Here is a 14,961-nt window from a genome sequence, read left to right as displayed (position 1 = left end):
CAAACTGTTACATCACAGTTGCATTGATATCTGGCAGGATGTTTACTAAAAAACATAAACAATGAAGAATCAGGGAAGAGCACCAAGGTTAAGTACATGAAAAAAAATAACAAACCGACGATCAAACAGATTGCCGAACAGGCGGGCGTCTCCCCTTCGACGGTGTCGCTTGTTCTGAATGGCAAGGGTGAAATTTCCGGCGTTACCCGTTCACGGGTCCTTGAAGTTGTTTCTTCGTTGAACTACCTACCGCGCGCTCCCAAAAATCGCGAAAAAACGGCGAAAACCATCAAGTTTCTCAAGATCGCCAAACACGGTCATACTGTGAACCGTGACCATAGCCATTTCATTTCTGATTACATTGACGGCATGTCATCAGAGGCAACCAGTCGTGGTTATAAGCTGCAGGTTTTAAGCTATGAAAATGTCACTGCAAGTGACATCACAGACATCCTGGCAAATTCGGATGCAACGGCCGCCATCATACTTGGCACCGAGCTAACGCGTGAAGATATTCAGAAAATCCAGGACTTCAGATTACCAACTGTTTTTATTGATTCTTTTTATGATCTCATTGATGCAAATTTCGTCGACATGAACAATGGCGATGCGGTTTACACCGTGCTTTCGCACTTAAAAGATCTTGGTTTTAGTAAAATTGGCTTTGTCGGCAGTGAAACGCAGACCCGAAACTTTGCTCTGCGTAAGAAAGCCTTCCTGAAAAACATGCACCATCTCGGACTGACGGTGAACAGTAGTCACATCCTGTCAATCGGGTCCACCATCTCGTCGGCATATGAAGATAGCTTCAAGGCGCTTTCCAATCACGGCAGCGTTGCCGAAGCTTATTTTTGCGCGAACGACATCATGGCATATGGCTTTACCAAAGCCCTGAAAGAAAAAGGATATAAGATTCCACAGGACATCTCGATCGTCGGGTTTGATAACCTTCCAATGAGCGCCACTCTTGACCCGTCCTTAACAACGATCGATGTTTCGAAACGCAAAATCGGAAGCATGGCTGTTACGGTACTTGATGAACTCCTAAACGCAGAGGGCTCCCTGCCTGCGGTCAAGGTTCAGGTCGGCGCAGAGCTTGTTGTCCGCGCAAGCACAGCCTCAAAGAAAACCGGCTGATAACGCAATGCTCGATCGCCATTGCCAACACTGTCTTTAAGCAATCCATATCTCAACGCAGCACATATCGATCAATACGCAGCGTCTGGAAAAGATGTGGGAAGCTAAAAGAACAAAACCCAACCGATTACGGCTGGGTTTGGAAAGCGATGGTGCCCCCGGGGAGAATCGAACTCCCACTCACTAAGTGAAACAGATTTTGACGCAGAAAATAACTCAATAAAATCAATAATTTTTCTTGTTTCGAGGCTGAACAAAGCTTCTCACTAGGAAGAAATTTTGAATGGCCTACACAGTTTTACGGAATAAGGGATGTTGCTAGGGCAAGCGTAAGACAAAGCCATAATCGCCCCTGTCAAGCAACATTATTTATCTCGCAAGCTTTCAACCAAGAGTCTCTGAGCACAGCCCATTTGATCACTTGCTATTCTTCCGCCATTTCTGCACAACAAAAAATCGGCACTACCGAGCAGTGTCGTTTCGCAAGAGTTGTGCCTTGACTGGATTTCTTATGACGTCGGCCATTTAAGGGAGGTCCAAGGTGCCCAGATTTCACTGGTCCCGAAACCAACGCCTGAGCCTTGTGGGCCGCTATACACTATTATCGGTAGGAGTTGTCGTATGCGCACTCCTTGCCCTTAGCCTATTCTATCAGCGCTTTTCCAACGAATTGATTGACCGGCTCACAGGTGAGAGGCTTAGCGCACAGGTCGCGGCCACATCAAACAAACTTTCTGCTTTTCTCGATACCCGAATCTATCAGTTGGTAACGCTGTCAAATCATCCAGCTATGCCAGCTTTCATTGAAGCGCCGAATTCCCCACAGGCGGAAGAGGCCCTGACCCTGCTTCGGGTGGAGGCAGACTCGCCTGACCTTTATGGTGTGCTGTTTTTTGACTGGTACGACAATCTTGATCGTCTGGTCGCAGGCCAAGCCGCATCCGGCCCGCCTTATTGGTCGAAAAACGGCTGGGATATTTCCGGCCTGCCGCGTGTAGAGCACGAAGGCATTGAGTTTATCGGTCCCAAATTGCCCGAAAATGGCAATTCCGGCTGGATTTTAATGCGCGCACACATTCGCGATACCGGCTTGGGGCAGAACACGTCTGTCGCCCTGCATGTGCGTCTGGCATCCCTGACCGAGCTTCTGGCGAGTGCCGGGGTGTCGGGCGTGATCGATCCGCTTTTGCGCACGCCGGGCGGTATTGTTCTTGATGCGACCGGGCGGCCGACCGAGGTCACTGGCGAACTGATCGAAGGCCCCAGCATCCTTCCGGGATGGAACCTTGTGATGAGTGTTCGACCGGGCACCATCCTGCAGCCGATTGATGAAACGCGCTTTTGGCTGACAGTGACAGCCGCCGTCATCATTGTGGTTATTCTGGCGATCTTTTTTGCCCTGTCACGCAGCCTGCGCCGACGGGTCGATACACTTGTTCAGGGGGCACACAGTATTGCGTCGGGCGATCTGTATTACCGCCTGCCCGAAGGTCGCCGTCGCGATGAAATCAGCACGGTCGCCAAGGCCTTCAATACCATGGCCTGGCAGCTTAAAGACCTGATTGACCGGACAGTGCGCGCCGAAAAGCTTGCCGTTCTGGGCCAGTTTGCCACCGGTGTGGCGCATGAGGTCCGCAATCCGCTGGCCACCATGAAAACCACCGTTCAGGCCCTTGTGCGCAAGGAACCCGATGGCGAACGCAAAACACTTTTGGATGATATGGGCCACCAGATTGATCGTCTGTCACGCGTGGTGAATGATCTTCTGGCTTATGGCCGACCCGGTGAAGCCTGCCCGCAGGAGACCGAAATACGGGATCTGTTCCGACAGTCATCGCGCGTCCTGACCCCCGTCGCCGAAGAAGCCCGGGTTCGGTTTTATACCAGTGGCGATTCCCGCCTGACGATCTTTGTCGATCCCGATCAGGTCTTGCAGATCCTGCTCAACATCGGGATCAACGCCATTCAGGCCTGCCAGCCCGGTGGCACGGTCAGCCTCAGGGCCGAACGCCATAATGACCAGGTGGAAATACGCGTCACCGACGATGGTGCCGGCATCCCCAAAGAGCATTTGCTTGACGTCGTGCAGCCATTTTTTACCATGAAAAGCAAAGGAACCGGACTTGGCCTGACAATCAGCCAACAACTGGTCGAGTACAATAACGGTTCAATCAATATTGAAAGTGCCCCGCAAGAGGGCACAACAATCACATTGAAGTTCCCGGCAACGAAATCGGGAGCTTCAAAAGAGGAAACATCGAAAAATGCCCCACCAGATCAGGATTCTGATCGTCGATGATGAGGAATCATTCGTCCGATCACTAAGCTTTGCGCTCCGCACCGAAGGCATGGATGTCACCGGCGTCCATTCCGGTGAAGATGCGTTTTTGCAAGTCCGTGAAAACAAGTTCGATATCATCCTGCTTGATCTGCGCCTGCCCGGTGCCAATGGCATGGAGGTCCTTGATAGCATCCGCAAACTTGATATCGACGTGCCCGTCATCATGATTTCGGCCCATGGCGATACCCGTGCGGCGGTGAAGGCCGTCAAACTCGGAGCGGCCGATTACCTTAGCAAGCCGTTCGAACTTGATGAGCTGATCCACACGATCAACACCACCCTTGATCAGAACCGCACCGCACTTGAGCTTGATTACCACCGCAAGCGCAATGTCCCGAACAACGGTTTGATTGGCGAATGCGCGCCGATGCGCGAATTGCGCACAACAATCGACCGTGTCGCACAAAGCAGTGCCAGCCGCATCCTGCTGCAAGGGGAGTCCGGGACCGGCAAGGCGCTGGTTGCGCGTGCCATTCACGGCCAAAGCCCGCGTGCTTCAAACGCCTTTATCGAAGTCAACTGTGCCGCCCTGCCAGAACAGCTGATTGAAAGCGAACTGTTTGGCGCCGAAAAGGGCTCCTACACTGGTGCGCATCAGAAACGCACCGGCCTTGTCCGTCTTGCCGATGGTGGCAGTCTGTTTCTGGATGAAATCGGCGAATTGCCGCTGGCGCTGCAGGCGAAGTTTTTGCACTTCCTTGAAAACGGCGACTATCGCCCGGTCGGGAGCGAACATTCCGCATCGGCCGATGTCCGCGTGATTGCCGCGACCAACCGTGATCTTGCCGAGGAAGTCCGTCTGGGCAATTTCCGAGAAGACCTGTTTTACCGCCTGAACGTCATCACCATTGATATCCCCGCCCTACGCCACCGCGGCGAGGACATTATCAAACTGGTTGACCATTTCGCCGATCATCAGGCCAAGGCCGAAGGATGCCATCCGATCCATTTTGACGATGCAACCCTTGATCTGCTGCGCCATCATCGCTGGCGCGGCAATGTGCGCGAACTTAAAAACCTGATTGAGCGTCTGACCATTCTTTATCCGTCCAAACAGATTTTACCGGATCTGCTGCCGGCTGAATTCCACGTCACGGATGATAACCCGGATGATCGGCATGGCGGAGTTTCGGATGGCAATGCGCAATTGCAGGACCGCATGGACAACACCGAGCGTCATCTGGTGCAAGATGCGCTTGATCAGGCCGATGGTCACAAAGGACGTGCGGCAGAAATACTTGGTATTTCACGTCATGCCCTGAAACGTCGCCTGCAAAGGCTGGGCCTGCAATAACGTATCCCCAACCCGAAGCATTTCCGATGCACCCTTGAGCGGTTTCCGCTCAAGGGTGTTTTGCTGTTTGAGCGCCTAACGCTCATATTCGCGCTCAAGACCGCTCCATGATTTTGGCCCAAAACGGTCAATCGCGCGGCTTTCCTGACTTTGCACCGAAATTTCGCAACTGGCACAGCCTTTGCGGAATAGCGAGACAAAGGTACAAACGCGGATGGAACAACCATTCGCAGGGAGGAAAGTCATGGAGATGCTCAAACACCCGGTTTCCGGGTGCATCACCATTATTGCTGCCACGTTCGCGCTGTTTGCGGCCAATACCGCACAGGCAGAACGCTTTGAGCTGGGCGCATCTGCACAGAACGCAGATGCTGTCATCGGCTGTTTGTACCCGATGACCGGACGGTCGGCCACCTATGGCCGCGACAGTATTTCGGGCATCAAGATCGCCCTTCAGGACCTCGAAGCCGAAGCAAAATCCGGCCTGGATGTGCCCAATCTGCGTGTCATCGCCGATGACCCGCGATCAAAGGCATCCTATGCGGTCCGTCTGGCACAGGATTTCATCACCAATGACAATGCCAAGTTCTTCTGTGGCATCGTGTCATCGGGTGTGGCCCACGCCGTGAGCGATCTCGCCAAGAACGAAAAGATCATCATGGTCGGTACCGATCATGCATCATCGCGGCTCAGCATCGAGGCCGGCCACGATTATTACTTCCGCGTCACCAATGACAGCTGGACGTCGATGGCCGCCGGTGCGCGTTATTTGCGCGATCTGCAAAAGGAAACCGGCTGGAAACGCCTTGCCTTTGTCGGACCGGATTATGATTACGGCCATGTTTCCTGGACGGATCTGCAACTTGCCCTTGATGAATTGGGTGTCGAATATGAGACCGTCGGCGATTTGTGGCCGAAGCTCTATGAGCCGGATTATTCGATTTATATCAACGCCCTGCAATCGGCGAAGGCCGACGTGGTCGTAACCGCCCTTTGGGGCGGGGATTTCATCGCCTTTATCAAGCAGGCGGCATCAACCCGTTTCTTTGAAACCACCCGTCTGGCCAATTTCGATACCGGTGCAAATTACGACGTGATGATGGCCCTTGGCGATCAGCCCTATCCGGGTTTGATCCTGTCGGCGCGCCATCACAATAACTGGCCCGACACCGGACGTAACAAGCGGTTCGTCAAACAATTTCACGACATGACCGGGCGTTATCCGACCTATGCGGCCGAAGGCGCCTATACAGGGATCATCGCCATAGCACGCGCCATTGAAAAGGCTGGCGGCGTTGACGATGACCGCGCGCTCATCACCGCACTTGAAGGATTGCAACTGGCCCTGCCCGAAGATCCGCCGGGCTTTGCATCCTATATCGATCCCGAAACTCACCAGATTGTCCAGGCGCAAGCCGTGGGCACGGTCGTCCACAACGAAGACTTTCCGCCATCGAAACTGATGGTGGGGAACTGGGCGATCTACGATGCCGAAGACCTCAAACCATCAAAAGAGATGGTCAAACGTCGCCGCGATGCCGTGGCCGGCGGGTCAGAGGCAGTTCCACCGCCAACTCCATGACCTTTCCCAAGGGAGGAAATAGTGAAGAACAATAAATCAAAATTCAGCAAATACCTTGTATCGGGCGTCGCAGCGCTTGCCCTTGCAGCTGGCGCAGCCGGTTCTGCATCGGCTGCTGAGAACGGCAAATTCCGCGTCGGGATCGTGACCTTCCTGTCCGGTCCGGCAGCTGGTCCGTTCGGCGTTCCGTCGGCAAATGCCGCCAAGGTTCTTGTTGAAGAACTGAACAAGGGCAACCTGCCCGCGCCATACGACAAGATCGGCATCAATGGTGCTGAAATCGAAGCCGTGATCATCGACGAAGCCGGTGGTGCAACCAAGCAGGTTGAAGAATATCGCAACCTTGTTCAGCGTCAGAAAGTCGATGCTGTCATCGGCTATGTTTCTTCGGGCGACTGCCTGGCAATTGCGCCGGTTGCCGAAGAACTGAAAACCTTCACCATCGCATATGATTGCGGTACTCCCCGCCTGTTTGCGGATAACCCGGACGCGCAATACATGTTCCGTACCGGTCTTGACGCATCGGTCGATAACATCGGTGCTGTTCGTTACCTTGCCGCGACCCGCCCGGACGTTACCCGTCTTGCCGGCATCCAGCAGAACTATTCCTGGGGTCAGGACAGCTGGGCTGACTTCACCGCCGCTGCATCGGCACTCCTCCCTGAAGCAGAAGTTGTCGAAGAACAGTTCCCGAAAATCTATCAGGGCCAGTACGGTGCTGAAATCTCTGCCCTGTCCGTGAAACGCCCGGAAATCGTTCACAGCTCCTTCTGGGGTGGTGACATGGAAGCCCTGGTTCTGCAGGCAAATGCCCGTGGCCTGCTTGAAGACGCCACCGGCCTTCTGACCTGCGGCGAAGCATCCTTTGCCACCTACAAGGATCAGGCCCCGAACGGCATGATCATCGGTGCACGTGGCCCGTTTGGCCAGTTTGCCCCGGACAACGAACTGAACACCTGGTTTGAGGGTGTCTATCAGAATGCCTATGACCTTGAGCCGGTCTATCCGGCAACCAAGATGGCCCAGGCGATCCTGGGTCTGAAGTATGCCGCCGAGAATGCCGGTGTCGCCGATAAGGAAATCCCGTCGGCAGAGCAACTTGCTGCTGCGATGAAAGGTGCAACCTTTGAGTCGGTTTCGGGCACGGTTGAAATGGCACGCGGCAATGGTCATCAGGCCATGCAGGGTATCACCTATGGTGAATACCACTACGAAGATGGCGTTGCCTCGATCAAGAACGCTGTTTCGTTTGATGGCGAATGCGTAACACCCCCGGAAGGTGTTGCTGCTGCGGACTGGATCGCAGACGGCTTCCCGGGCGCTAAGTGTAACTAAGTTGCCCGCTCTGTTTCACAGAGCTTCATGATCCTGCGGACATCCCGTCTCCCTTGGGATGTTCGCCCCTTTCCCTGCACACTGGATATTTGTGATGACAAGTCTTCTTGCCGTCCTGATTGATGGCTCGATCTATGCATCGTGGCTGTTTCTTGTGGCTGCCGGCCTGACCGTGATTTACGGGGTGATGCGCATCCTGAACATGGCGCATGGCAGCTTTTATGCCATCGGCGCCTATTCGGCAGCGTCACTGGTTGGCTGGTATTTCAACAACGGCATGGGCCCAGCATGGGTCAGCTATTTGTTGCTGGTTGGTGCCGCACTGGTTGCCGGTCTGATTGTCGGTGTGATCGTCGAACGCGGATTGCTGCGCCTCATGTATGGCCGCGACGAAATCCTGATGGTGATCATTACCTATGCCCTTCTTCTGATCCTTGAAGACGGTATGAAAATCGTCTGGGGTGTCAGCCCGTATTTCGCCTATCAGCCTTATTCCGAGCTTGGGCGAACATCGCTCGGCTTGCTTAAGGTTTCCAATTACGACGTCGCCCTGGTCGGGGTATCCGCATTGCTCGGGCTTGGCCTGTGGGCGTGGCTTGAACGCACCAACCAGGGCAAGGTCCTTCGTGCAGTGATCCATGACCGCGAAATCGCGGTTGCCATGGGCGTGAACGTGAAACTGATGTTCACCATCACCTTCGTTCTGGGAACCACACTGGGCGCACTTGCTGGTGCGCTGACTGCGCCTGCGATCTCTGTCGTGCCAGGGATAGGCATCGAAGTGATCGTTCTGGCCTTTGCCGTGGTGGTTATTGGTGGTCTTGGCAGCATCGGGGGGGCTGCTGTTGGTGCCCTTTTGGTCGGACTAAGCCGTGCAGCCGCCGTTCACTATGCCCCTGAATTCGAACTGTTCGTCATTTATGGCGTGATGTCGCTGGTTCTGGCGTTCCGTCCCGAAGGCCTGTTTGGCCGTACTTTGGCGAGGAAAATCTGACATGCGTCTTGATAAAACTGAAATCTCGCTCGGACTGATCGCGCTTGCCTGCGTTCTGTTCGGCTTCGTTTCGCCGGGTTGGCTAATCTTCCTTTTGACCATCGCACTGGCCAAGGCACTTGTCGTCCAGGGCGTCGTCATGCAGATGCGTTCCGGCCTCGTATCCTTTGGTCAGGGCCTGTTCTATTGCATCGGTGGTTACACCGTTGGCATGGGCGGCCAGTTCTTTGGCATTCATGATGCGATTGCTGCCCTGTCACTTGGCATGTTTGTCGCAATCGTTGTTGCCATGCTGCTGGGACTGTTGCTGACGCGCTATCGCGAAATCTTCTTTGCCATGCTGTCGCTGGCATTTTCGATGATCCTGTTTGGCATCCTTGTCAAAAGTCAGGAACTGGGCAGCACGGACGGCTTTAACGTTCATGACTGGACCCTGTTTGGCTGGGCCCCCGAAGCGGGCGCTGGCAGCCAGCACACCGTCTTTACCATGACTGTGGTCTCTGGTCTGATCGTTGCTGTTCTGATCCATCGGTACACCAAGGCAGGCATTGGCGTCATTTGCGAAGCTGTTCGCGAAAATGAAGTCCGTGTTGAATATCTTGGTCTGTCACCGCGCTGGTTGCTTTATGGCAACTATGTCGCTGCGGCGGCGGTATCGGCCCTTGGCGGCGGTCTGACGGCCCTTGCCACCGGCCACGTTGATCCGGAGATGGCCTATTGGACCACGTCGGGCGAATTTGTCTTCATCGCGCTTTTGGGTGGTTTGGGCCACGTGGCGGCACCGTTTATTGCGGCCATCGTCTTCTCGTTCGTGCGGACCTACGCCATCGAATTCGTTCCCCACACCTGGCAGATGATCCTCGGTTTCACGCTGCTTGCGGTCATTATCTTCCTGCCCAAAGGGCTGTGGAGCCTTGTTAGCCGTGAAAAAACAGGAGAACGGGCATGAGCTGCATTCTTGAAACACGTTCGCTGAACAAGGAATTCGGCGCGGTCATCGCCGCAAAGGATTTGAACGTTCAGATCAACAAGGGTGAAGTCGTTGGTGTGATCGGCTCCAACGGGGCTGGTAAAACGACCTTCATCAACATGGTGACGGGCTATCTCAAGCCGACGCGCGGCGAGATCCTGTTTAATGGCAAGTCCATCATGGGCCATTCCCCGCGTGCGATCACGCGGGCAGGTATGGCGCGTTCCTTCCAGGTTGCGCAGCTGTTCCCGGAAATGACCGTGCTCGACAACCTGATTGTCGCGCTGGCTGCTGCCGAAAGCGCCCGTCCGAGTTTCCTAAGTCCCCTTCGCAGCGATGCCCGCATCGCCAGGGCTGAGGAAATCCTTAAGGAATTCGGTGTCGAAAACTATCGCGATTCACTGGTAACCGCCGTTCCGCAGGGTGCGCGTAAACTGGTTGATATCGCCATGGCATTGATCGGCAATCCTCAGATGCTGCTGCTTGATGAACCGACCAGTGGTGTCAGCGTGGATGAAAAAACCGACCTGATGGATACGGTCATGAATGCCGTGCGTCAGCATGGTGTGACCGTGCTGTTTGTCGAACATGACATGGATGTGGTCGAACGTTATGTCTCGCGCGTTCTGGCATTCTATAGCGGTGAAATCATTGCTGATGGTGAACCTGCGGCAGTTCTCGCTGATCAGCAAGTCCGCGATCTTGTGACCGGCCATCGTCCCACCACCAAACAAGGGAATGGCGCATCATGACCCTGGAAATCCGCAATCTCGATGTATCAATCAGCAATATTCCGATCCTGCGTGATGTCTCGCTTTCGGTGCCGTCCGGCAAGATGTTTGGCCTGATCGGTCACAACGGGGCGGGCAAAACCACCCTGATGCGCGCCATCATGGGCCTTCTTGATGCCGATCAGGGCACCATCACCTTTGATGGGCAGGACCTGCGCAAGATGGCCGACTTTGCCCGTGCCAAAACCGGCATCAGCTATATGCCCGAAGACCGCCGTCTGATCCCGTCCCTGACGGTCGAGGAAAACATTCTTCTTCCGGCATGGACCAACGGTATTGCGGACGCCGACGAACGGCTGAAATGGGTCTATGACCTGTTGCCCGAAATCGCGCAGTTCCGCGACCGACGTGCACTTCAGCTCTCCGGTGGTCAGCAGAAACTGGTCTCGCTCGGTCGTGCATTGATGCCCGGTCGCAATCTTTTGTTGCTTGATGAACCGTTTGAGGGGGTCGCACCGGTTCTGTCACGCCGCCTGTCGGAAGTCATTTCCGATCTGGGCAGCAGTGGCCTGTGTGTCCTGATTTCTGAATCCGATGACAGCCACTCCGCCGATCTGGTGGCGGGCAGTTACCGCATCGAACGTGGCACCGTTTCCAAGGCTGAACTGAAAACGGCCTGATCCCGACAACAGACAAGTCAAAAGACGAGGTTCTCCATGTCAGACTTTGTGTTTGAAACCACCCCTCGCGTCATCTGCGAGTTCAACGGTGCCTTGCAACTCGGTACCCTGTGCAAGGAGTTCGGTGCGAAACGCGCCGTTCTTCTGTCCGATCCGGGCTTGCAGAAGGTTGGCCTGATCGACGCCCCTTATGCAGCACTTAAGGAAGCCGGAATTGAAACCCTGCTCTGGACCGATGTTCAGGCAGACCCGCCCGAGGAAAGCATTCTTGCCGCGGTCAAAGGTGCCCGTGATTTCAAGGCCGATATCGTCATCGGCCTTGGCGGCGGTTCATCGCTTGATACCGCCAAACTGGTCGCGCTTCTGTGTGGAAAAGACCAGAAGCTTGACGATATCTATGGCATCGGTCTGGCAACCGGTCCGCGCCTGCCGCTTATTCAGGTGCCGACCACGGCTGGCACCGGTTCGGAAGTCACGCCGATTTCGATCGTTACCACGCCGACACACGAGAAAAAGGGTGTGGTGTCCAGCCTGCTTTATCCCGACATTGCGCTGCTGGATGCCAAACTGACCATGGGCCTTCCGGCCCCGATCACGGCCATGACCGGCATTGATGCCATGGTCCATGCGATTGAGGCATATACCACCAAACACAAGAAAAATGCCCTGTCGGACGGACTTGCCATCCGCGCGATGCAACTGATGACCGCCCATATCGATGATGCGGTTTCTGCCACCCCGTCACGCGAAGCCCGTGAAGCCATGCTTCAGGGGTCCATGCTGGCCGGGATGGCCTTTGCCAATGCGCCGGTGGCGGCTGTTCATGCCCTTGCCTATCCGCTCGGCGGACATTTCCATGTCCCGCATGGACACAGTAATGCACTGGTCCTGATTGAAGTTCTGAAATTCAATCGGGATGCCGCCATATCGCACTACGGCGAACTCGCCCGTGCCGTACTGCCGGGTGAAAAATTCGCAAATGACGATGCCGCCTGTGATCGCTTTCTTGCCTTCATGACCGACATGGTCGAACGCATGCCGTTTAGCCGCACCTTGCGCGAAGTCGGCGTGGCCGAAAGTGACCTCGACATGCTGGCGACCGATGCGATGAAGGTGGAACGCCTTTTGATCAACAACCCGCGTGAAATGACGTTCGACGCCGCACGCGCGATCTATGCCGCCGTCCTGTAACGAGAAGGAATAGCCACCATGACCATCCAGCTAACTGACTCCGGCCTTTGGCAGACCCATGGGCATATCGACGGCAAATGGGTTGCATCTGACAGCGGCAAGACCTTTGCGGTTGTCGACCCGGCCACCGGCGAACATCTTGCCGATGTGCCCGATATGGGTGCAGCCGAAACCAATCGTGCGATTGATGCCGCCAATGCCGCCCTTCTAACTTGGCGGGCCAAAACCGCCAAGGAACGGGCAAACATCCTGCGCAAATGGTTTGACCTCTGCATGGCGGCACAGGCCGACCTTGCATTGCTGATGACCCGCGAACAGGGCAAACCCCTGGCCGAGGCATCCGGCGAAGTGGCCTATGGCGCATCCTTCATTGAATGGTTTGCCGAAGAAGGCAAACGCATTTATGGCGATGTCATCCCGTCGCATGGGGCGGACAAACGCATCATCACCGTCAAACAGCCGATTGGTGTTGTTGCCGCGATTACGCCGTGGAACTTCCCGATGGCCATGATTACTCGCAAATGTGCCCCGGCCCTTGCCGCGGGTTGCACGGTTGTCATCAAACCGGCGGAAGATACGCCACTGACCGCGCTTGCACTGGTTGGGCTGGCCAAACGCGCCGGGTTCCCCGATGGCGTGATCAATATCGTCACCGCATCACACGGGGCGGAAATCGGTGCTGAACTGACTGCCAACCCGATCGTGCGCAAGCTGTCCTTCACCGGCTCGACCCAGGTCGGCAAACTTTTGATGCGTCAGTGTTCCGACACCGTCAAAAAAGTCAGCCTGGAGCTTGGCGGCAACGCGCCGTTCATCGTGTTTGACGATGCCGATCTGGACGCGGCGGTTGCAGGTGCAATTGCCTCGAAATATCGCAATGCCGGGCAGACCTGTGTCTGTGCCAACCGCATTCTGGTTCAAGAAGGTGTCTATGACGCCTTTGCCGCCAAACTGGCCGAGGCCGTTGGCAAATTGCGTGTCGGTTTGGGCACCGAAAAAGGCATCACCCAAGGCCCGCTGATCAATGCAAAGGCAATTGAAAAGGTCGAAGCACTGGTCGAAGACGCCGTTTCCCGTGGGGCAAAAGCCGTTCTTGGCGGTGATCGCGCCAAGCCGGACAGCAACTTCTTTACCCCGACCATCCTGACCGGGGTTACGTCAAATATGCGAATTTTTTCAGAGGAAATCTTTGGTCCGGTCGCACCGCTGTTCAAGTTCAGCAGCGAGGAAGACGCCATTCGCATGGCCAATGACACGCCATTTGGTCTGGCAGCCTATTTCTATGCCCGTGATATCGGCCGCATCTGGCGGGTTGGCGAGGCGCTTGAATACGGCATCGTTGGCATCAACGAAGGCATCATTTCGACCGAGGCAGCCCCGTTTGGCGGGGTCAAGGAATCCGGCATCGGCCGCGAAGGATCGAAATACGGCGTCGATGATTTCGTCGAGATTAAATACATGTGCCTCGGCGGTCTCGCCGGGAATGCCAACTGATCCCGGATAAGGAGACACATCATGAGTTTCATGTTCCGAAGCGTGCCGCGCATCGTCTGCGAAACCGGTGGCATTGCCAAAACCGGCAGCCTGATGAAGGAACTCGGTGCCAGCCGCGTCACCATCGTCTGCGATCCGGGCATCGTCAAACTGGGCTTTGCACAAAAGGCCCAAGACGCACTTGAGGTCGCCGGTATCGCGGTTCAGATCTTTTCCGATGTCGAAGCCGACCCACCCCAGAAAATCGTCGAAGCCGCCATTGCCGGTGCACGCGACTGGGAGGCGGATGGCGTGATCGGTCTTGGCGGTGGCAGCTCGCTTGATAGTGCCAAGCTGGTTGCGTTGCTTGCCAACAGCGATCAGACCATCGAAGAGATCTATGGGGTGGACAAAGCAACCGGTGATCGCCTGCCATTGATCCAGATCCCGACCACCGCCGGGACCGGATCGGAAGTCACATGGGTGTCGGTGATTACCGACAACAATAACCTCAAACAGGTTGTCTACACCCCACAACTGATGCCCGATATCGCGCTTCTTGATGCGGAACTGACCTATGGCCTGCCGCAAAAGGTCACGGCGGCCACCGGCCTTGATGCCATGGTCCATGCCATCGAAGGCTATACCAGCCGCACACGCAAGAATCCGATTGCCGATGGCATGGCGGTGACGGCCCTTTCGCTGCTGGGCAAAAACCTGATGAAGGTGATTGAAAATCCGGGTGACAAGGAAGCACGCTCTGCCATGTTACAGGGATCGCTGATTGCCGGGATGGCCTTTGCCAATGCATCGGTTGCCGCCATTCATGGCTTGGCCTATCCGCTGGGGGCGCGGTTCCATATCCCACATGGCCATGCCAATGCACTGGTCATGGCGCAAGTGATCCGCTTTAACCTGCCAGCGGCCAAAAAGCTGTATGCCGAACTGGCACCCTGCCTGATCGAAGGCGTCGATTTCGAAAGCGAAGATGCTGCTGCCGAGGCGTTCGTTCAACGGATCGAGGAAATGGTTCCTGCCAGCGGCCTTGAAACCCGCCTGCGCGATCTTGGCATCACCGAAGACTCCCTGCCCGAAATGGCCGAGGAAGTCTTTACCAAGATCCATCGCCTGATCGACAGCAACCCGCGCGACATGACCGCCAAGGAAATCGAGGCGATTTATCACAGCGTTTATTAATTTGGCCGGGTGCAAACTTCGGTTTGTACCGTGGCA

Annotated in this window: 12 protein-coding genes; all 12 read left to right on the top strand. The window is 55.4% G+C overall.

All coding sequences use genetic code 11. The features are described 5' to 3' along the window. Positions 1–96 precede the first annotated feature (96 nt). Entirely contained in the window at positions 97–1,137 is a 1,041-nt protein-coding gene (locus R1T41_RS10680; protein ID WP_317341509.1) for a LacI family DNA-binding transcriptional regulator, read from the top strand. Between the two features lie 790 nt (positions 1,138–1,927). Beyond that, entirely contained in the window at positions 1,928–3,436 is a 1,509-nt protein-coding gene (locus R1T41_RS10675; RefSeq protein WP_317341508.1) for a sensor histidine kinase, read from the top strand. Further along, a complete protein-coding gene (locus R1T41_RS10670; RefSeq protein ID WP_317341507.1) occupies positions 3,402–4,772 on the top strand; it encodes a sigma-54 dependent transcriptional regulator in 1,371 nt (456 codons plus the stop codon). The genes R1T41_RS10675 and R1T41_RS10670 overlap by 35 nt, the downstream gene beginning before the upstream one ends. 244 nt (positions 4,773–5,016) lie before the next feature. Beyond that, on the top strand, positions 5,017–6,354 hold the full coding sequence (locus tag R1T41_RS10665; RefSeq protein ID WP_317341506.1) for an ABC transporter substrate-binding protein: 1,338 nt from the start codon (positions 5,017–5,019) through the stop codon (positions 6,352–6,354). Positions 6,355–6,375: 21 nt separating this feature from the next. Continuing rightward, on the top strand, positions 6,376–7,689 hold the full coding sequence (locus tag R1T41_RS10660; RefSeq protein WP_064781110.1) for an ABC transporter substrate-binding protein: 1,314 nt from the start codon (positions 6,376–6,378) through the stop codon (positions 7,687–7,689). A 94-nt stretch (positions 7,690–7,783) separates the two neighbouring features. Beyond that, on the top strand, positions 7,784–8,683 hold the full coding sequence (locus R1T41_RS10655) for a branched-chain amino acid ABC transporter permease (RefSeq protein ID WP_008889930.1): 900 nt from the start codon (positions 7,784–7,786) through the stop codon (positions 8,681–8,683). A gap of 1 nt (position 8,684) precedes the next feature. Next, positions 8,685–9,632: a branched-chain amino acid ABC transporter permease gene (locus R1T41_RS10650; protein ID WP_008889929.1), complete on the top strand. Its 948-nt coding sequence runs from the start codon at positions 8,685–8,687 to the stop codon at positions 9,630–9,632. Next, the gene (locus R1T41_RS10645; RefSeq protein WP_317341505.1) at positions 9,629–10,405 is read left to right on the top strand and encodes an ABC transporter ATP-binding protein; all 777 of its coding nucleotides are present in this window, start codon (positions 9,629–9,631) and stop codon (positions 10,403–10,405) included. Before R1T41_RS10650 ends, R1T41_RS10645 begins: the two co-directional genes overlap by 4 nt. After that, positions 10,402–11,064, top strand: coding sequence for an ABC transporter ATP-binding protein (locus R1T41_RS10640; protein WP_317341504.1), 663 nt, complete (start codon positions 10,402–10,404; stop codon positions 11,062–11,064). The genes R1T41_RS10645 and R1T41_RS10640 overlap by 4 nt, the downstream gene beginning before the upstream one ends. A 36-nt stretch (positions 11,065–11,100) precedes the next feature. Then, positions 11,101–12,255, top strand: coding sequence for an iron-containing alcohol dehydrogenase (locus R1T41_RS10635; protein ID WP_317341503.1), 1,155 nt, complete (start codon positions 11,101–11,103; stop codon positions 12,253–12,255). Positions 12,256–12,273: 18 nt separating this feature from the next. Further along, entirely contained in the window at positions 12,274–13,749 is a 1,476-nt protein-coding gene (locus R1T41_RS10630) for an NAD-dependent succinate-semialdehyde dehydrogenase (protein WP_317341502.1), read from the top strand. 21 nt (positions 13,750–13,770) lie between these two features. Beyond that, positions 13,771–14,925, top strand: coding sequence for an iron-containing alcohol dehydrogenase (locus tag R1T41_RS10625; protein ID WP_317341501.1), 1,155 nt, complete (start codon positions 13,771–13,773; stop codon positions 14,923–14,925). Positions 14,926–14,961: the final 36 nt, after the last annotated feature.

It is taken from the genome of Thalassospira lucentensis (genome assembly GCF_032921865.1).
In the GTDB taxonomy this organism is placed as follows: domain Bacteria; phylum Pseudomonadota; class Alphaproteobacteria; order Rhodospirillales; family Thalassospiraceae; genus Thalassospira; species Thalassospira lucentensis_A.
This window is presented reverse-complemented; position numbering and strand designations above follow the sequence as displayed.

Coding starts and splice junctions, on each gene's coding strand:
- R1T41_RS10680 (WP_317341509.1), top strand. CDS start 97: ATGAAAAAAAATAACAAACCGACGATCAAACAGATTGCCGAACAGGCG.
- R1T41_RS10675 (WP_317341508.1), top strand. CDS start 1,928: ATGCCAGCTTTCATTGAAGCGCCGAATTCCCCACAGGCGGAAGAGGCC.
- R1T41_RS10670 (WP_317341507.1), top strand. CDS start 3,402: ATGCCCCACCAGATCAGGATTCTGATCGTCGATGATGAGGAATCATTC.
- R1T41_RS10665 (WP_317341506.1), top strand. CDS start 5,017: ATGGAGATGCTCAAACACCCGGTTTCCGGGTGCATCACCATTATTGCT.
- R1T41_RS10655 (WP_008889930.1), top strand. CDS start 7,784: ATGACAAGTCTTCTTGCCGTCCTGATTGATGGCTCGATCTATGCATCG.
- R1T41_RS10650 (WP_008889929.1), top strand. CDS start 8,685: ATGCGTCTTGATAAAACTGAAATCTCGCTCGGACTGATCGCGCTTGCC.
- R1T41_RS10645 (WP_317341505.1), top strand. CDS start 9,629: ATGAGCTGCATTCTTGAAACACGTTCGCTGAACAAGGAATTCGGCGCG.
- R1T41_RS10640 (WP_317341504.1), top strand. CDS start 10,402: ATGACCCTGGAAATCCGCAATCTCGATGTATCAATCAGCAATATTCCG.
- R1T41_RS10635 (WP_317341503.1), top strand. CDS start 11,101: ATGTCAGACTTTGTGTTTGAAACCACCCCTCGCGTCATCTGCGAGTTC.
- R1T41_RS10630 (WP_317341502.1), top strand. CDS start 12,274: ATGACCATCCAGCTAACTGACTCCGGCCTTTGGCAGACCCATGGGCAT.
- R1T41_RS10625 (WP_317341501.1), top strand. CDS start 13,771: ATGAGTTTCATGTTCCGAAGCGTGCCGCGCATCGTCTGCGAAACCGGT.